Consider the following 17850-nt stretch of genomic DNA (forward strand, 5'->3'; position numbering starts at 1 on the left):
CCGACGGCGTGACCCGCCAGAACAGGGGCGCCGAAGGCGACCAGCTCGATGCGCTCTCCCGCCCCTCAGGCGGCGGCGGGAGAGCGCATCGAGCTGGTCGCCTTCGGCGCCCCTGTTCTGGCGGGTCACGCCGTCGGCGCCGCGCGAGGCGCGCCGCCCGCGGGCGATCTGATGGGCGACGGCCCGCTGGCCGACGTTGAGCGCCTGCGCGCCCTGCCGGCCCTGCCCGGCTCGCGCGCCGAGCTGGAGGCGCTGCAGTCCCGCTATCCCCGCAGCCTGGTGCGCATGGGCGAGGCGGCCACCGAGACCGCCGTGCGCCAGACGGACCGCGAGGCCCTGTCGCGCGCCCGCTTCGTGGTGTTCTCCACCCACGGCCTGCTGGCCGGGTCCGATCAGGCCGAGCCGGGGCTGGTGCTGACTCCGCCGTCCATCGGCACCGCCGAGGACGACGGCTATCTCAGCGCCTCGGAAGCGGCCGAACTGCGCCTCAGCGCCGACTTCGTGGTGCTGTCCGCCTGCAACACCGCCGCCTCCGACGGCCAGCCTGGAGGCGAGGGCCTGTCGGGCCTGGCACGCGCCTTCTTCTACGCCGGGGCGCGGTCGCTGGTGGTGTCCCACTGGGAGGTGTCGGACGCCGCCACCACCGAGCTGATGACCCGCACCTTCGCCGCCCTGGACGACGCCGACATCGGCGAGCGGGCCCGGGCCCTGCGCGAAGGCATGCGGGCGGTGCGCGACAACCCCCGCTGGGCGCACCCGGCCTACTGGGCGCCCTTCACCCTGGTGGGCGAGCCGGGCTGATCGCATGGGCGGGCGCAACGGACACCTCTCCTGGCGTTTCGGGCGTCGGCTGGTCCTGATCCTGCTGGTCCTCGGCGCGGCGCAGGGACTGTCGGCCGCGGCGGAGACGCCGGAGCCGTCTCCGCCCCGCATCCTGGCGGTGCTGGTCGGGGTCTCGGACTATGGCGACGATCCGCTGGGGCTGGGCGACCTGTCGGGCCCGCGCAACGACGCCCTGCTGATGGCCGACGTGCTGATCGAGCGCGGCGCCGACCCGGCCGACATCGCCGTCCTGACCACCCGGCCGGAGGACGCCCGCCATCAATCGCGCCACCCCGTGCCGATCACCGCCGCCCCGACCCTGTCCGCCATCCGCGCGGCCCTGGACCGCCTGATCGATCAGGCCCGGCCCGGTGATCAGGCGGTGATCCATCTGGCCGGTCACGGCTGGCGTCAGCGCGAAGCCATTCGCGGCTCGGAGCTCAGCGGCCTGGACGAGGTCTTCCTGCCGCAAGGCTACGGGATCATCGGCGAGACCTACGACCGCGCGCGGCTGGACCCCCTCGCCGGCGTGCTGATCGACAACGAGATCGGCCGCTACATCGACCGGCTGCGCGGCCTGGGCGTGGACGTGGTCTTCGTGGGGGACTTCTGCCACGCCGGCGACGCCACCCGGGGGCGGGCGGACTTCACGCGCGCCGGACGGCCGGACCCCCGCATGGATGTGGAAGCACGCCCTTCGGACGGCGGCCGCCGCATCGGGTCCTATGCGGCCTTCTTCGCCGCCCCCGCGGGCGACCGGGCCATGCAGGGCCTGGCGCCCATCTGGGCCGACCTGTCCGCCCGCGCGCCCCACGGCCTGCTCAGCGTCTACATGGCCGCCGCCCTGTCGGACCCCACCGCCGCCACCTGGGCCGACGTGGCCGCGCGGGTGCAGGCCAGCCTGATCGAGCATGACGTGCGCGACCGGGCCGTGCGGCTGGACGCCCCGGCCCAGTTCGAGGGCGATCTGGATCGACCCATCCTGGGGCGCGGCGCGGCCGAGACCCCGCCCTGGACCGTGGGCAAGCCGGCCCTGCGCGTCATCGACGGCCGCGCCGGCATGGGCGGCCTTCGCCTGAACGCGGGCGCCCTGCACGGCCTGACCGAGAACAGCCTGGTGGCCCTGTCCGAGACCCGCGCCGGACGGGAGCGCGTGGTGCTGTACGGCCGGGTGTCGGAGGTGGAGCCCGCCCGCGCCCGCCTGACCCCCGCCGATGGTCCCGAGGCTTCGGCGGGCGACTGGGCGGACATCAGAACACCGGAAGGCCGCCCCTACACCGATGAGCGGCTCTGGTCCGTCCGCATGGTGGAGCGCGGCGCGCCCCTGACCTATCGCGTGGCGGCCGTGCCCTCCCATCCGCAGCGCCATCCGCTCGACGCCATACTGGCCGACGTCGCCGGGGATATCGGCGTCGAGGCGGTGGCCACCGATCAGGAGGCGCAGCTCTATCTGCATGAGCAGGACCGGGTCATCATCCTGTCCGAAAGCCCCGACCCGCACGCCGCCGACGCGGTCATGGGCGAGCTCGACATGTCCAGCTTCTACCGGCTTCGCATGGCGGAGGGACGGGCCTGGCGACGGCAGGCCATCGCGGACGCGGTGCTGCGGGCCGCGCGGGCCTGGCGGGTGCGGACCCTGCTGGCGGCGCTGGACGAGTCCGCCACGGGCGCCGTCGCCGGCCTGACCGCCGAGCTCTATCTGTGGCGGCCCACAGACACCCGCCCGGGACGTTGCCCGCCCTATCATCCCGGCCACCGGGGCCTGACGGACCGCCCCCCGGCCGACGCGGCGCCGTTCAGCGCCCTGGGCCTGGATCAGGCCCAGCCGCCGGTGCTGCGCCCCTGCGACGTCATCTTCGCCCGCATCGTCAACACCGGCCAGACCAGCCTGGACGTCACGCCCCTGTCCCTGTCGCCGGACGGAACCATCTGGGCCTTGCCGTGGATGGACGGGCGACCCGCCGTGCGCTTCGAACCCGGCCGCGCCCGCATGACGGCGGTCCAGCTGGACCCCGCCCAGCCGGTCCGCATTCCGCGCGAGGAGATGGCCGTCATCGCTGTGCTGGCGGATCCGCGCGGCGGCGCCCCGGCCGGCTTCGCCCGTCTGGCTCAGCCTGGGGTGGGCGACACCGTCGCCCTGGGGCCCACGGAGACCACCCGCTCGGGCGATGTCTCCACGCCCCTGCTGGCCCTGTTCGAGGAAGCCCGCTTCGGCGCGACCCGCTCGGCCTCGGTCCCCGCTACGCCGGGCGAGGTCGCCGTGCGCCGCTTCTCCTGGCGCGTGGAGAGCGGAGACTAGCTTCGCGACCGGCGGCTGCTAGGCTCTCGCCATGACCGATCACGACGCTCCCGCCGCCCCCGACCGTCCCAACACCGAGCAGATGGACGCCCCCGCCTACCGGCTGGCGGCCCTGGACCAGGACTTCATGCTGGGGGACTCCATGCGCGGGGTGCGGTTCCAGCTGGAGTACGCCAAGGCCGAGGAGCATCTGCGCGCCTGGGGCGTGCGCTCCACCATCGTGGTGTTCGGCAGCGCCCGGTTCGGCGAGAACGGCGGCGGCCGCCACGGCCACTGGTACGACCAGGCGCGCCTGTTCGGCCGCATCGCCTCGGAACGTGGCGGCGCCCTGTGCCAGAACGGCGGGATCCGCGACAACGTCATCGCCACCGGCGGCGGACCCGGAATCATGGAGGCGGCCAATCGCGGGGCCATCGAAGCCGGCGCCCCGTCCATCGGCTTCAACATCACCCTGCCCCACGAGCAGGAGCCCAACCGCTGGACCACGCCGGACCTGACCTTCCGCTTCCACTATTTCGCCATGCGGAAGATGCACCTGGCCATGCGGGCCAATGCGCTGGTGGTGTTTCCCGGCGGGTTCGGGACGCTTGACGAGCTGTTCGAGCTTCTGACCCTGCGCCAGACCGGCAAGGCCCCGCCCATCCCCATCGTCCTGTTCGACGAGGCCTACTGGCGCGCGGTGATCGGCTTCGAGACCCTGATCGAGCACGGCACCATTTCGCCCAAGGATCTGGAGCTGTTCCGCTACGCCGACGACGCCGAGGGGGTCTGGGCGGCGCTGCTGGAGGGTGGACTACGCCCCCACGAGGACATCGCTCAGCCCTGAAGCGTCAGCTCCATCCACACGTTGCAGCGGGCGTAGGCGGTGGGCTGGGCCTCCATGTGGCGGAAGCCGTGGGCCGCGTACAGACCGATGGCGTTGGTCAGGGACGAGTTGGTCTCGATGTACAGACGCGGCGCCTTGAGCTCGCGGGCCAGGGCGATGGCGGCGGTCATCAGGCGCTTGCCGATGCCGTGCCCGCGCAGGGTCTCGTCCACCGCCATCTTGGCCAGTTCATAGCCGTCGTCGGCCATGGCGATCAGGGCGCAGCAGCCCACGGGCCGCCCGTCGATCTCGGCCATGAGGATGTGGCCGCCTCTGTCCAGAATCTGGCCCTGGGGATCGTCCAGCACCAGCCGGTCCTTGGGCTCCACCACGAACAGGCGGCTGATCCAGGCTTCGTTCAGCGCCGTCCAGGCCGCCGTATGACGGGGCTCGAACGGGACGATGACGACCTCGGAGACGACGGCGTCGGACATGAGGCTTACTCCTCCAGAACCACCTCGCGGCGCTCCCGTGCGCTGACCAGACCCGCCTCGATCAGCTCCATCACCTCCACGGCCCGGTTCAGGGGGACGGGACGCTGGTGGTCAGGAATAGAGGGCGAGAAATCGGACCAGACATCGCGCACGTCGCGATACAGCGCCAGATAGTCGCCGGGCGGGCCCTGGACAATCTCTTCGGTGCGGCGGCCGTCGGCGTCGACGGTGGTCAGGACGCCAGGGCGGGGGTCGACCCCCCAGCCGGGCCCGCCGGGAAGCGCGCCGGCCTTGAGCGCGTCCTCCTGCGGGTCGAGGCCATGTTTGACGAAGCCGCCGGTCTCGCTCTCCACCACGAAGCGCAGGTTGGTGGTGGACATCATGTCAGCGTGCAGGATGGCGCGGCTGTCGTCGGCGAACCGCATCACCACATGGAACCAGTCGTCGGCGCCGCCGCCGGAGCGCACCGTGGCGATGTCGGCGCTCAGGGCCACCGGGCGGCCCATGACGCGCAGGGCCTGATCCGCCAGATGCGGGCCCAGATCGTACCAGATTCCCGCGCCCGGCCCCGGCCGCTCGCGCCAGCGGTCGCGCACCTGCGGGCGGAAGCGGCTGAAGTGACTTTCGAAGCGGGTGATGCGCCCCAGACGCCGGTCGCGGATCAACTGCTGGATCGTCAGGAAGTCCGCGTCCCAGGCGCGGTTGTGGAACACGGTGAGGAAGCCGCCCTTGTCCTCGCTCAGGGTCTGCAGGGCGCGGGCCTCGGCGACGGTCACGGTGAAGGGCTTGTCCACCACCACCGCGAGGCCGGCCTCGATCGCGCGGCGGGCCAGGGGGGCGTGCAGGGCGTTGGGCGTGGCGATGACCATCAGGCCGATGGCGGGGTCGGCCAGCATCGCCTCCACATCGCCGACCACGCGCACATCCGGCAGCTCGGCGTGGACATCTTCCGGGCGGCTGGAGACCACCGTGTGCAGGGCCAGGCCCGGGGTGGCCCGGATCAGGGGCGCGTGGAAGACCCGGCCGGCGTAGCCGTAGCCCACGAGGGCGACATTGATCGCGGAGGCGTTGACGGATGCGGCCATGGGGCGAACAGTGGGACCGAAGCGCGGCCGACGCCAGAGCCGCCCGTAAAGTGACCGAGGAACGCCCATGACCCTGACCCGACGCAGCCTGACCGGAGCAGGTGTCGCCGCCGCCGCAATGGCGGCCTTTCCCTCCGGCGTTCACGCCCAGGGCGCCCTGCCCGCCGTGCGCACCACCAACGGCCCCGTGATCGGCCGGAGGGACAGCGACATCTCGGTGTTCAAGGGTTTGCGTTACGGTGATGACACCGGTTACCGGCGCTTCCTGCCGCCCCGGGCGCCCCGGCCGTGGACCCGCCCCGCGGAGGCGTTCGACTATGGCGCGGCCTGTCCCCAGCGGGGCGACGAGCCGAACCAGTCGGAGGACTGCCTGTTCCTGAACGTCTGGACCCCGGCCACCGACGGCGCCCGGCGGCCGGTGATGCTCTACATCCACGGCGGCGGCTATTCGACCGGATCGGGATCCCACCCGCTGTATGACGGAACCCGGCTGGCGCGGCGCGGCGACGTTGTTGTCGTGACGGTGAACCACAGGCTGAACATCTTGGGCTACGGCGCCTTCGCCCGGGTGGCGGGCGAGGGGTTCGAGGACTCGGGCAATCTGGGCCAGCTGGATCTGGTGCTGGCGCTGCAGTGGGTGCGCGACAACATCGCCGCCTTCGGCGGCGATCCGGCGCGGGTCATGCTGTTCGGCCAGTCGGGCGGCGGGGCCAAGATCGCCACCCTGATGGCCATGCCCGCCGCCGACGGCCTGTTCCACGCCGTGGCCACCATGAGCGGCCAGCAGGTGACAGCATGCGGCCCCATGAACGGAACCGCCCGGGGCCTGGCCATGATCGAGGCCGCCGGCCTGACGCCCGCGACGGCTCATGCGCTCAAGACCCTGCCGGTGGACCAGATGCTTGCGGCTTCGGCCGCGCGCGATCCGGTGCAGGGTTATGGCGGGATCAATTTCGCGCCGCTGCTGGATGGACGCAGCCTGACGCGCCACCCGTTCTACCCGGACGCCCCGGCCCGGTCGGCGCACATCCCCATGATCATCGGCAACACGCGCGAGGAGACCCTGGCCTTCATGGGCAATGACCCCGCCAATGCGGGCCTGACGTGGGAGACCCTGCCGGCGCGGCTGACACCCGACGTCATGCGCATCGACATCGCCCCGGAGATGGTGATCGAAGGCTATCGCCGCATGAAGCCGGACTGGACCCCGGATCAGGTGCTGATCGGCGCCACCACGGCGGGCCGGTCCTGGCGCGCCGCCGTCATCGAGGCCGAGGAGCGCGCGAAACAGGGCAGTCCGGCCTGGGTCTATCAGCTGGATTATCCGGGGACCCTGCCCAACGGCCGCGCGGGGGCGTTCCACACCGCCGACATCGCCCTGGCGTTCGACAATGTGACGATCCCGGAATCCCGGGTGAACGGGCCGGGCGCGCAGGATGTGTCGAACGCGATGGCCGACGCCTTCATCGCGCTGGCGCGAAACGGCAATCCGAACCATGCGGGCCTGCCCGCATGGACGCCCTATGGGCTGGAGCACCGCGAGACCATGCTGTTCGATGTGACCAGCCGCATGGCGAACGATCCGCGCGGCGACGAGCGGGAATTCTTCGCCCGCATTCCGTACATCCAGCCGGGCACGTGACCGTCTTCTAGTCGAGCGTCTCAACCGTCAGATTGCCGTTGGTGTAGACGCAGATGTCCGCGGCGATGGCCATGGCCTTGCGGGCGATCTGTTCGGCGTCCATGTCGGTGTGGTCGCTGAGGGCGCGGGCGGCGGCGAGGGCGAAATTGCCGCCCGAGCCCACCGCCGCCACGCCGTGCTCCGGCTCCAGCACATCGCCCACGCCGGTGACGGTGAAGATGGACGAGGCGTCGGCCACCAGCAGCATGGCCTCCAGCCGCCGCAGATAGCGGTCGGTGCGCCAGTCCTTGGCCAGGTCCACGCAGGCGCGGGCCAGCTGGTCGGGATACTGCTCCAGCTTGGCCTCCAGCCGCTCGATCAGGGTGAAGGCGTCGGCCGTGGCGCCGGCGAAGCCCGCCAGCACCTTGCCGCCCGCCAGCACGCGCACCTTGCGCGCGGCGCCCTTGACGATGGTCGGCCCCATGGAGACCTGGCCGTCGCCGGCGATGACCGTGCGGCCGTTCTTGCGCACCGCGATGATGGTGGTGCCGTGCCAGTCGGGAAAGGCGCCCTGGGGCGTGGTGTTCATGCTCATGCCACAGGAAATGGCGGTTTGCTCTGCCGCGATCAAGCCGCCGAGGATTCTGTTAAGGATATTCACCTAGCGATTGCGACACAGTTCCAGTTTCAGTGCGTCAGGAGTACCGATGACTCAGCTTTGCCGAGCCATCTATATCAGTCAGGCCGTGGGCAATGCGGGGGCGAACCTGCTGTCGGTGGCCGAGATCCTGGGGGTGTCGGAGCGGAACAATCGGCGCGACAGGCTGACGGGCGTGCTTCTGTCCCATGACGGCTGGTTCCTGCAGGCCCTGGAGGGCGCGCGCACCGACATCGACCGGCTGATGACCCGCCTCCAGAAAGACCCGCGCCACACCGGCATCCGCATGCTGGGCTTTGAAACCATCCGGGAACGCGCGTTCCCGGAGTGGAGCATGGGACAGATCCTGGTGACCCCGCGCATCACGCCGCTGGTGTCGCGCCAGCCGCTGGACGCCCTGACGGCGGGCTCGGCCTTCGCCCTGCTGGTGGCCGCGGTGGCGCAGGCCGGCGCCCAGGCCTGACCCGCGCAGGTGATTTCCGCCGTTCGGCGCGCTACATCACCCGCGTGAGCTTTTCCCCCGACGAGGTCGAACGATACGCGCGCCATCTGGTGCTGGCCGAGGTCGGCGGGCCGGGGCAGCAGGCCCTGTCGCGCGCGTCGGTGCTGATCGTCGGCGCGGGCGGCGTGGGAGCGCCGGCGGCGCTGTATCTGGCGGCGGCGGGCGTGGGGGCCATCACCCTGATCGACCACGACGCGGTGGCCCTGTCCAACCTCCAGCGGCAGGTGCTGTTCGCCACATCCGACATCGGACGGTCCAAGGTGGATGCGGGCGCCTCCCGGCTGACCGCCCTCAATCCCCACGTGCGGGTGCAGGCGCTGGAGCAACGGATCACGGCGGACAACGCCCGCGATCTGGTCGCCGCCCATGACGTGGTCATCGACGGAACCGACGATTTCGAGACCCGCCTGACGGTCAACGCCGCCTGCGTCGCGGCGGGGCGGCCGCTGGTCAGCGGGGCGCTGGGCCGGTGGGACGGGCAGGTGGGGGTGTTCGCCGGGCGGCCCTGCTACCGCTGTCTGGTCACCGAGGTTCCGCCCGACGCCGAGACCTGCGCCCGCGTCGGCGTCATCGGGGCGCTGGCCGGGGTGATCGGCTCCATCGCCGCGCTGGAGGCCATCAAGCTGATCACCGGGGCGGGCCAACCGCTGGCCGGGCGGCTGATGATCTTCGACGGGCTGAAAGGGTCGGCGCGCACCGTGGCGGTGGGCGCCGATCCGGAGTGCCCCGTCTGTTCAGGTCAGGCGAACACTTCCGAGAACAGCGCCACATAGCGCTCCATCAGCGATTGCTCCACGTCATCCTCCCAGTCGGCGTGCCCCGCCCCTGAGACCTCCACATAATCCGACCGCTTGCCGGCCGCCCGCAGGGCTTCGTGCATTTGCCGCGACTGGTGAACCTGGACGATACGGTCGTTGACCCCGTGGACCAGCAGGACCGGGCAGTCGATCTCCGCGGCCCGCAGCCGCGGCGAGGCGGCGGCGATGGCGGCGGCGTCCGTGCGCGGATCGCCGATGCGGTTGACCCAGTAATTATAGACAAAGCCGTCCGCACTTTCGTCGTCACGCCGGTCATAGGCCAGGGAGTCGGCCAGATCGCCCAGCCCGCAGATGGAAATGGCGGCCTTGTACAGGTCCGGCCGCCGCACCGCGCCCATCAGCGCAGCATAGCCGCCATAGCTGGTCCCCATGATCGCCACCCGGCTTTCATCCAGCCCCCGCTCGCGGATGACATGGGCCAGGGAGTCCTCCACGTCCTCCTGCATGCGGTCACCCCAGCGCTTCCAGCCCTGGCTGGCGAACGCCAGGCCGAAGCCGCCTGAACCGCGGAACTGGGGCTGCACCACCCACCATCCCTGGGCGGCCAGGACCTGAGCCTGACGGTCCCAGCCCAGCACGTCGCGGGACTCCGGACCGCCGTGGACCAGGGCGATGACCGGACCGGGCCTTCCCCCGGGCGGAGCCGTCACATAGGCTTCAATGGTCGCTCCGTCCCTCGTGCTGACCTGGACGGCCTGGGCCGGAGACAGGCGGCGGGTGTCGAGCAGGGTCCGGGCGCCCAGATATTCGAAATGGCGGGCTGCCTTGTCATAGAGATACCAGCTTCCGGCGTCGCGGGGGCCGCTGGCCCGGATGATGAAGCGGTTGTGGGCCGCATCCACGTCGCTGAGGGCCACGTTGCACTCGTCGCCGAAGAAGCCGTTCATGGCCCGGTGATGAGCGCCCAGCGACGCATCGACGAAGTCGTACTCCAGCCGGGGCGAATAATAGGCCGCGGCCATGTAGCGACCGCGCACATCCCGAAGGGTGGCGGTCACGTCCAGCCCGGGCCGGGACGCGCGCGGCGGACCGTATTCCAGCGTCTCCAGATCCAGATCGCGCACCGACAGCACGTCCTCATTCTCCAGTCGGGCCGCCACCAGGGCGTGTCCGGGCCGTTCGGACGCGCCGATCCAGAGGAAGTCCGCCAGGGCCAACTGTGCCGTGGGCTGGCGCCAGGCCCGGCGCCAGCGCCCCTGCCCGTTCGGCCGCACGAAGATGTTGATGAAGGAGCCGCGGGTGCTGATGTCCCGGCGCATGACGGGCACGCCGTTGATTGTGGACCAGTCCAGGGTCAGCTGGCTGCCCCGCTCGACCAGTTCGGCGCGGCCGGTGTCCACATTGACCCGATGCAGGGCCACCAGCCCGCTGTACTCCCGCGCAGCCATCAGCACATGGCCGGGATCGTCCGCCAGATAGTCGACCACATAGCCCAGATTCAGGCTTTCGCGCAGGCGCACGCGCTCATTGCCGAACATGAGGGTGTGTTCGCCCGTCTCCAGGTCCATGGAGACCATGCGCCGGCTCAGGATCTCATAGGTCCTGTTGGCGATGCCGCGGCCCACGGGCGTATTGCCGCCCCCCGTCACCGGGATCACCAGACGCAACATCACCCGCCGTTCGTTGGCCCAGACCAAGGTCTCCACGTCAAAATCGCCGACGGGAACCCGACGGCGCGGACCGGAGGGGTCGGACGCCTCGATCAGATCCACGACCATGCGCCGGGCGCCGCCCTCGCCGATGTTCAGCAACACGGCGACCCGTTCGCCGGAGGGTGACAGGGCCGCGGCCGCCACCTGGTTGCCCTGGAAGAACTCAGCCAGGGCATGGGGCTGGACGGCGTCCTGCGAGCGGGCGTCGCCTGCCGCGCCCAGCAGGACCGCGCCCGCCGCTCCGGCGCCGCACCCCAGCAGACCCCGACGGGTGAGCCCGGCGCGCAGGCTTTCGATCCCGGCGTCCCTGAACGGGCCGCTCGGTGCGTTGATCCTGATTGTCATGAAGCCCCCCGGCACTACGCGCCGGCCACGCGCCGACAACCTGAAGTTCAGCCGGGGGGACCGCTCCGGTCAACCCGAAAGTGGCTCGACGTCACAGCATCGCGGGAATGACCCGGTCCGGCGGGCGGCGCCCGTTGGCGCAGGTCATGATGTTCTGGATCACCCGCTCGCCCATCTCCGACGCGTCTCCAGGGTGTCCCAGCCTTGGCAGCGGTCTGACCTGGCTGTTGCGCGAGGCCGCAGTGATCGAACGCAAAATGTAACCTTGACGTTACGCCTGCATCAGACCATGATGTAACTCACAGGTGACACGGGAGGTGCGTCATGACAGCAAATGCTTCAAAGGGAGCCGGTTTGGTCGGCGCGGCGCAGTCAGCCGCCGAGATCGTCGCCGCCTTTGCGGGTCTGTTCATCGCTTCAGCAGTCCTGGGCGTCCTGGTCGCGAACAATGCAGTCGAGTGGCTTCAGACCCCCCTGCTGGCTCTTGCGATGTGGGGGGCGGTGCTCGTCGGAGCGCTCCTCCTCAGACTGCGTCGCTCTTCCTACCGTCAACTGGGCCTGGCTCGGCCCGTCGGTTGGACGCGGACGCTTGTGCTGGCGGTGATCGCGGCGGTCGCGGCGAATCTCGGCGCCCTGGCGCTGGGCATGGCGATCCAGGCCACGACCGACTGGCCGCCCCTGGACCTGACCTATATTCGCCTTTCCATTGAAGGCAATGCAGCCGCCTATCTGGTCTGGATGGTTCTGGTGGTGTGGGGGAGCGCAGCGGTTGGCGAGGAACTGTTCGCCCGCGGCTTCGTGATGGACCGGCTGACGACTCTGTTCGGCGGGAGCCGCATCGCGATTGCCGCCGCTGTCCTCGCCCAGGCTCTCATGTTCGGCCTTCTGCACGCCATACAAGGCCCCACGGGCGTCTTGATCACCGCCTTTGTGGGAGTGATCCTCGCGATCACCTACTACGCCTCAGGGCGGAATCTGTGGGCGCCGATCATCGCCCACGGCCTGATGGACACCTACGGCCTGACCTTGATCTTCCTCGGCCTGCCCCTGCCGGGCCATATGAATTGACTGCCATCACCCTGATCAGAATCCTGCCAGAAGGAGACCCGACATGCCGCCCCTGAAAAACCCCGCCCGCACAAGACGGCGGTTGATGTTCAGCCTCGCCCTTGGTCTGGCCATGCTCATGCCCAGCGCGATCCTGCTGCAGACCGGCGCCCTCGGCGCAAATCACACGACGACCGTGCTGATCATCCTGGCGGTGGGGTTGCTGCTGGCCGCACCAGGCAGCATAGGTCTGACCGTCCTGCAACTCCGGGCGTTGCGGGACCGATCCATGAACCAGGAGCTCAACGACGAACTCTCCACCCGCAACAGCGTCAGGGCCATGGCGGTGGGCTACGTGGCGATCGCGGCGGCGGCCGGCTATACGCTGCCCCTCAGCGTCTTCATCGACATGCCCCTCGCACCGGTCCTCACGGGCGTGCTTCTGTCGGGCGTCCTGGCCCATGTTCTGAGCTTCGCGATCTTCGAACGTCAGGGTGACGATGGCTGAAAGCGAACTCGGCAACAGGCTCAAGGCTCTTCGCAGCGACGCCGGCCTGACCCAGGCGGAGCTCGCCGCCCTGGTCGGGGTTTCCCGAAAAACCATCAACACCGTCGAGAACGAGGTCTTCACGCCCTCCACCACCCTGGCGCTGAAGCTGGCCCGCGCGCTCAACGCCCCGGTCGAAACCCTGTTCTTTCTCAGGGCATGAGCCCGCGTTACGCCTAGAGCATCGCGGGAATGACCCGGTCCGGCGGGCGGTGCCCGTTGGCGTAGGTCATGATGTTCTGGATCACCCGCTCGCCCATTTCCCGGCGCGTCTCCAGGGTGGCGGAGCCGAGGTGGGGCAGCAGCACCACATTGGCATGGCCAACCAGACCGGGATGCACCTTCGGCTCGTGCTCGAACACGTCCAGGCCCACCCCGGCGATGGCTTTCTCGCGCACCGCGTCGGCCAGCGCCGCCTCATCGATCAGCTCACCGCGCGCGGTGTTCACCAGGATCACATGGGGCTGCAGCTTCGCCAGCCGCTCGGCCGACATCAGGTGGTGGGTCTCCTTCGTCGCCGGGCAGTTCAGGGAGATCAGGTCCATGCGCCCCAGCATCTGGTCCAGGTCATCCCAGTAGGTTGCGCCCAGCTCCGCCTCGATGGCGGCGCTGACCGGCTTTCTGTTGTGATAGTGGACCTGAAGCCCGAACGCCCTGGCGCGGCGGGCCAGGGCCTGGCCGATGCGGCCCATGCCGACGATGCCCAGCCGCTTGCCCCACAGCTTGCGGCCGTTCATCCAGGTGGGGGTCCAGCCGGTGAAGCGGCCCTCGGCCATCACCTGCGCGCCCTCCACGACCCGGCGCGACACCGCCAGGATCAGGGTCATGGCCAGGTCGGCGGTGTCCTCGGTCAGGACGCCGGGCGTGTTGGTGACGATGATGCCCCGCGCCACCGCCGCCTCCACATCGATATGATCCACCCCCGCGCCGAAATTGGCGATCATCTTCAGCTGCTCGCCCGCGCCGGCGATCAGCTCGGCGTCGATTCGGTCGGTGATGGTGGGGGCCAGAACGTCCGCGCGCTGCATGGCCGACTCCAGCGCGGCCCGGTCCATGGGGGCGTCGGTCAGGTTCAGTTCGGCGTCGAACAGCTCGCGCATGCGGGTCTCGACGGCGTCGGGCAGCCGTCTGGTTAGCACGACCTTAAGATTGCTGGCGGACATAGACGCTTTCAGGCTGTGACGACGGCGCATCGCGCCGGACGCCGAGGAATGGCCGAGGGATCGGGACGTGTCTAGCAAAGCGTCGGGAAGGATCAAAAGCCTGCGCACGGTTCTGCTGGCCGCCGGCATGGCGCTGGGCCTCGGCGCCGGGGCCCAGATGCCGGACGGGCGGCCCACGCCGTCGGGCTTCGACGTGCCCCGCTGGGTGTCCATCAAGTCCTCGCCCGCCCGCGCGCGCCGCGGCCCCGGCCTCGATCACCGCATCCTGTGGGAGTACCGCGCCGCGGGCCTGCCGGTTCAGGTGGTCGCCGAGACCCGGGACTGGCGCAAGGTCTGCGACCCCGAGGGCAATGTGGCCTGGGTCCACCGCACCATCACCTCGGGCCGCCGCACCGCCTTCAACCGCACCGATGCGCCGCTGGACCTGCGCCGTCGGCCCGATGCTGAGGCCGGCGTCCGCGCGCGGCTGGCGGCGCGGGCCGTGATCACCCTGGATCGATGCGAGGACGGCTGGTGCCGGCTGCAGTCCGGCCGCCTGCACGGCTGGGCGCCGCAGGAGGCCCTGTTCGGGGTTCAGACGCAGGCGCAATGTCCGGCCTCGACCCCCGCGGGACGCGCCGTCGGGCGCTGATCTTCGACCGACGGAAGGTTGAGCCCCGCCCCTGCGTCGTGTAACCGCCCGATCACAAGCCCTGTCGCCCGCACGGCGCGACAATCCTGACGGAGCCGCCCCGTGACCCAATCCCCCTATCCCTCGTCCTTCGACCACGACGGCCTTCTGGCCAGCGGCCGGGGCGAGCTGTTCGGGCCGGGCAACGCCCAGCTGCCGGCCCCGCCCATGCTGATGTTCGACCGCATCAAGACCATCAGCATGGACGGCGGCGATCACGGCAAGGGCTACATCGAGGCCGAACTCGACATCCACCCGGACCTCTGGTTCTTCCAGTGCCACTTCATCGGCGATCCCGTCATGCCCGGCTGCCTGGGCCTGGACGCCATGTGGCAGCTGGTGGGCTTTTTCCTGGGCTGGACCGGCGCGCCGGGCCGGGGCCGGGCGCTGGGCGTCGGCGAGGTGAAATTCACCGGCCAGGTGACGCCTGACATCAAGCGCGTCGTCTACAAGGTGCACCTGAAGCGCGTCATCAACCGGCGTCTGGTCATGGGCATCGCGGACGGCGTGCTGGAAGCGGACGGCGTGCCTATCTATACGGCCAGCGACATGCGTGTGGGCCTGTTCGGCGCCCAGACCCCGGCCACGCCGGAAACCGCCGGCTGAGTTACGGATTAACTTTCAACGACCGGAAACCGGCGACTAGGGCGAGGAACAATATGCGGCGTGTGGTGATCACGGGTCTGGGGATCGTCTCCTCCATCGGCAAGGACGCCGCGGAGGTGACCAAATCCCTGCGCGAGGCTCGTTCTGGCGTCGTCGCCGCGCCTGAGTACGCCGAGCTGGGATTCCGCTCCCAGGTCCACGCCCCGCCCAAGATCGAGGACTGGACCGGCCTGGTGGATCGCCGCGCCGCCCGTTTCCTGGCCCCCGGCACCGCCTGGGCCCACATCGCCTTTGAACAGGCCCTGGCCGACTGCGGCATGACAGCCGAGGAGATCCGCCACGAGCGCATCGGCCTGATCGTCGGCGACGGCGGCCCGTCCACCCGCACCATCGTCGAGGCGGCGGAGACCACAAAGACGCGCGGCCCCAAGCGCATCGGCCCGTTCGCGGTGCCCAAGGCCATGTCGTCGGGACCGTCGGCCGTTCTGGCCACCTGGTTCCAGATCAAGGGCATCAATTATTCGATCAGTTCGGCCTGCGCGACGTCGGTGCACTGCATCGGCGCGGCCGCCGAACAGATCGCCTGGGGCAAGCAGGACGTGGTCTTCGCCGGCGGCTGCGAGGAGATCGACTGGACCCTGTCGAACCTGTTCGACGCCATGGGCGCCATGTCCTCCAACTTCAACGACACCCCCTCGGTGGCCAGCCGCGCCTATGACAAGGACCGCGACGGCTTCGTCATCGCGGGCGGCGCGGGCATCGTGGTGGTCGAGGAGTATGAGCGGGCCAAGGCGCGCGGTGCGAAGATCTATGCCGAGATCGTCGGCTACGGGGCCAACTCCGACGGCTTCGACATGGTCGCCCCCTCCGGCGAGGGCGCCGAGCGCTGCATGAAGATCGCGCTCGAAATGGCCGGAAACCGCAAGGTCGACTATCTGAACCCGCACGGCACCTCGACCCCGGTGGGCGATGCGCGCGAGACCGACGCCATCCGGAATGTCTTCGGGGCCGACAAGGCGCCGATGATCTCGTCCACCAAGTCCCTGACCGGCCACAGCCTGGGGGCGGCGGGCGCGCAGGAGGCGATCTATTGCCTCCTGATGATGCAGGACGGCTTCGCCGCCGAGAGCGCGCACATCGAGACCCTGGACCCGGACTTCGCCGATCTGCCCATCCTGCGCGAACGCAAGGACGGGGAGCTGACGACGGTCATGTCCAACTCGTTCGGCTTCGGCGGCACCAACGGCTGCATCATCCTGTCCAAGGTCTGAACCTTCGGGAGCGGATCGTCGATGTGACGGACGGGCGAGCATCCGAACCGGGTCCGGAGCGTTGCTGCATGTGGTCTGCCCGGGCGCCGGTCATGCCTGCCAGATTCGACGCCTGTGCTGGAGCCTCTGCTGATTTTCGATCCCTATATCCTGTTCCTGCTCGGCCTCGGCGCCGTGGTCCTGCTGGTGTCCTGGGCGCCGGTGGGGCTCAAGCGCCTGCCGCTGACGCTGGCGATCCTCTGCGTCGCGCTGGGCGTCGCGGTGTTCTCAACGGGACTGCTGGCCTTTGATCCTGACCCCCGGACCTGGGACACAGCCACAGAACGGCTGACGGAGCTGGTCGTCATCATCAGCCTGATGGGGGCGGGGCTGAAGATCGATCGCATACCGGGTTGGCGCAGCTGGTCGACGACCTGGCGGCTGCTCGCCGTCGCCATGCCGCTGACGATCGCCGCGACCGCCTGGCTGGGATGGTCCGGGCTGGGCTTCAGCATGGCCATGGCGCTGCTCTTTGGCGCCAGCATGGCGCCGACCGACCCGGTCTTGGCCTCCGATGTCCAGTGCGGCCCGCCCGGCTCCGGCGATGAAGACGAGGTGCGCTTCGGCCTGACCTCAGAGGCGGGGCTGAACGACGCCCTCGCCTTTCCCTTCGTGCACCTGGCCATCCTCGCCGCTGCGGGTGGTCTGGCCACCCAGGCCGGCCTGACCGACTGGTTCTCCATCAAGGTCGGCTGGAAGCTGCTGGCCGGCCTCGGCGCCGGCTGGCTCGTGGGAAAACTGCTCGGATATCTGCTGTTTCGCAGCCGTCGCGGCGGACTGTCGAAGCTGACCGACGGGCTGATCGCCCTCGCCGCCACCCTTATCGCCTATGCAGTCGCCGAGGTGGTTCACGGCTACGGCTTCCTCGCCGTTTTCGTCTGCGCGATGGCCATCCGGGGCACCGAGCGGGAGCACGACTTCCATCAGGAGATGCACGACTTCTCCGACCAGATCGAACGTCTGCTGATGATGCTGCTGCTGGTGCTGTTCGGCGGCGCCCTGGCCAACGGCCTGCTGGCCAGCCTGACCTGGACCGACGCCCTGATCGGTCTCGCTGTCGTCTTCGTGGTGCGCCCCGTCGCCGGCCTGATCGCCATGATCGGCTCGCCTCCGCCGTGGCGGGAGCGGCTGCTGCTGGCCTTCCTTGGAATCCGGGGGGTCGGCTCGGTCTACTACATCGCCTACGGCATCAATCACGGCGACTTCGGCAACAGCGAACGGCTGTGGGCCGTGGTCGGCTTCATCATCCTGCTGTCGATCATCGTCCACGGCGTCACCGCGACCCCTCTGCTCGCCCGGCTGGCGCGTCGGAGCGACGCCTGCGCCGCCCCGGACTTCCCCGCCGACGCCGCCCCTGCTAACCCTCCGGCTTCGAAGAACGGAGACTGACCATGGCGAGCGAGAGC

At 70.0% G+C, this 17850-nt stretch carries 19 protein-coding genes; 13 read left to right on the forward strand and 6 right to left on the reverse strand.

The window, feature by feature from the left end:
• The first annotated feature begins 48 nt into the window (after positions 1 to 48).
• Genes IWC96_RS05940 through IWC96_RS05950 form a run of 3 tightly spaced genes read left to right on the forward strand, consistent with a single transcriptional unit; the run spans position 49 to position 3947 of the window.
• Positions 49 to 801, forward strand: coding sequence for a CHAT domain-containing protein (locus IWC96_RS05940; RefSeq protein ID WP_196838578.1), 753 nt, complete (start codon positions 49 to 51; stop codon positions 799 to 801).
• A gap of 4 nt (positions 802 to 805) precedes the next feature.
• Complete coding sequence (locus tag IWC96_RS05945; RefSeq protein WP_021697301.1) at positions 806 to 3121, forward strand: caspase family protein; 2316 nt, start codon at positions 806 to 808, stop codon at positions 3119 to 3121.
• Between the two features lie 31 nt (positions 3122 to 3152).
• Positions 3153 to 3947, forward strand: coding sequence for a TIGR00730 family Rossman fold protein (locus tag IWC96_RS05950; RefSeq protein WP_021697302.1), 795 nt, complete (start codon positions 3153 to 3155; stop codon positions 3945 to 3947).
• Here IWC96_RS05950 and IWC96_RS05955 read toward each other — a convergent pair.
• Together IWC96_RS05955 and IWC96_RS05960 are read right to left on the reverse strand one after the other, a co-directional pair.
• Positions 3938 to 4420 (reverse strand): GNAT family N-acetyltransferase, encoded by a 483-nt coding sequence (locus IWC96_RS05955; protein ID WP_021697303.1) that lies wholly within the window; start codon positions 4418 to 4420, stop codon positions 3938 to 3940. The two genes, IWC96_RS05950 and IWC96_RS05955, sit on opposite strands and share 10 nt — an antisense overlap.
• Before the next feature lie 5 nt (positions 4421 to 4425).
• Positions 4426 to 5505 (reverse strand): oxidoreductase, encoded by a 1080-nt coding sequence (locus tag IWC96_RS05960; protein ID WP_021697304.1) that lies wholly within the window; start codon positions 5503 to 5505, stop codon positions 4426 to 4428.
• 67 nt (positions 5506 to 5572) lie between these two features.
• On the opposite strand from IWC96_RS05960, the gene IWC96_RS05965 reads away from it, so the two are divergent.
• Complete coding sequence (locus IWC96_RS05965; RefSeq protein ID WP_196838579.1) at positions 5573 to 7147, forward strand: carboxylesterase/lipase family protein; 1575 nt, start codon at positions 5573 to 5575, stop codon at positions 7145 to 7147.
• A gap of 7 nt (positions 7148 to 7154) precedes the next feature.
• Here the strand turns inward: IWC96_RS05965 and hslV are convergent, their stop codons facing one another.
• On the reverse strand, positions 7155 to 7715 hold the full coding sequence (hslV, locus tag IWC96_RS05970; RefSeq protein ID WP_045319020.1) for an ATP-dependent protease subunit HslV: 561 nt from the start codon (positions 7713 to 7715) through the stop codon (positions 7155 to 7157).
• A gap of 118 nt (positions 7716 to 7833) precedes the next feature.
• Here hslV and IWC96_RS05975 point away from each other — a divergent pair, with 118 nt between their 5' ends.
• Together IWC96_RS05975 and IWC96_RS05980 are read left to right on the forward strand one after the other, a co-directional pair.
• Positions 7834 to 8247, forward strand: coding sequence for a BLUF domain-containing protein (locus tag IWC96_RS05975; RefSeq protein ID WP_196838580.1), 414 nt, complete (start codon positions 7834 to 7836; stop codon positions 8245 to 8247).
• 44 nt (positions 8248 to 8291) lie between these two features.
• A complete protein-coding gene (locus tag IWC96_RS05980) occupies positions 8292 to 9059 on the forward strand; it encodes a molybdopterin-synthase adenylyltransferase MoeB (protein WP_021697309.1) in 768 nt (255 codons plus the stop codon).
• Here IWC96_RS05980 and IWC96_RS05985 read toward each other — a convergent pair.
• Together IWC96_RS05985 and IWC96_RS05990 are read right to left on the reverse strand one after the other, a co-directional pair.
• Complete coding sequence (locus tag IWC96_RS05985) at positions 9026 to 11101, reverse strand: S9 family peptidase (protein WP_021697310.1); 2076 nt, start codon at positions 11099 to 11101, stop codon at positions 9026 to 9028. The two genes, IWC96_RS05980 and IWC96_RS05985, sit on opposite strands and share 34 nt — an antisense overlap.
• Positions 11102 to 11192: 91 nt before the next feature.
• On the reverse strand, positions 11193 to 11357 hold the full coding sequence (locus IWC96_RS05990; protein WP_158332126.1) for a hypothetical protein: 165 nt from the start codon (positions 11355 to 11357) through the stop codon (positions 11193 to 11195).
• 98 nt (positions 11358 to 11455) lie between these two features.
• Here IWC96_RS05990 and IWC96_RS05995 point away from each other — a divergent pair, with 98 nt between their 5' ends.
• From IWC96_RS05995 to IWC96_RS06005, 3 genes are read left to right on the forward strand one after another with little or no spacing between them, the layout of a single operon-like run.
• Entirely contained in the window at positions 11456 to 12169 is a 714-nt protein-coding gene (locus IWC96_RS05995; protein WP_052516763.1) for a CPBP family intramembrane glutamic endopeptidase, read from the forward strand.
• Positions 12170 to 12212: 43 nt separating this feature from the next.
• Positions 12213 to 12656, forward strand: coding sequence for a hypothetical protein (locus tag IWC96_RS06000; protein WP_021697313.1), 444 nt, complete (start codon positions 12213 to 12215; stop codon positions 12654 to 12656).
• On the forward strand, positions 12649 to 12858 hold the full coding sequence (locus tag IWC96_RS06005) for a helix-turn-helix transcriptional regulator (RefSeq protein WP_045319014.1): 210 nt from the start codon (positions 12649 to 12651) through the stop codon (positions 12856 to 12858). The genes IWC96_RS06000 and IWC96_RS06005 overlap by 8 nt, the downstream gene beginning before the upstream one ends.
• A 13-nt stretch (positions 12859 to 12871) precedes the next feature.
• On the opposite strand, the gene IWC96_RS06010 is transcribed toward IWC96_RS06005, so the two are convergent.
• The gene (locus tag IWC96_RS06010) at positions 12872 to 13858 is read right to left on the reverse strand and encodes a D-glycerate dehydrogenase (protein ID WP_196838581.1); all 987 of its coding nucleotides are present in this window, start codon (positions 13856 to 13858) and stop codon (positions 12872 to 12874) included.
• Between the two features lie 67 nt (positions 13859 to 13925).
• On the opposite strand from IWC96_RS06010, the gene IWC96_RS06015 reads away from it, so the two are divergent.
• The 4 genes from IWC96_RS06015 to IWC96_RS06030 all read left to right on the forward strand — a co-directional run bounded on the left by IWC96_RS06015 (position 13926) and on the right by IWC96_RS06030 (position 17833).
• Entirely contained in the window at positions 13926 to 14489 is a 564-nt protein-coding gene (locus IWC96_RS06015) for an SH3 domain-containing protein (protein WP_021697316.1), read from the forward strand.
• Positions 14490 to 14591: 102 nt separating this feature from the next.
• Positions 14592 to 15134: a 3-hydroxyacyl-[acyl-carrier-protein] dehydratase FabA gene (gene fabA / locus IWC96_RS06020; protein WP_021697317.1), complete on the forward strand. Its 543-nt coding sequence runs from the start codon at positions 14592 to 14594 to the stop codon at positions 15132 to 15134.
• Positions 15135 to 15187: 53 nt separating this feature from the next.
• Positions 15188 to 16405, forward strand: coding sequence for a beta-ketoacyl-ACP synthase I (gene fabB, locus IWC96_RS06025; protein WP_021697318.1), 1218 nt, complete (start codon positions 15188 to 15190; stop codon positions 16403 to 16405).
• Positions 16406 to 16519: 114 nt separating this feature from the next.
• Positions 16520 to 17833 (forward strand): sodium:proton antiporter, encoded by a 1314-nt coding sequence (locus IWC96_RS06030; RefSeq protein WP_021697319.1) that lies wholly within the window; start codon positions 16520 to 16522, stop codon positions 17831 to 17833.
• Positions 17834 to 17850: the final 17 nt, after the last annotated feature.

It is taken from the genome of Brevundimonas sp. BAL450 (genome assembly GCF_015767455.1).
Classification (GTDB): domain Bacteria; phylum Pseudomonadota; class Alphaproteobacteria; order Caulobacterales; family Caulobacteraceae; genus Brevundimonas; species Brevundimonas abyssalis.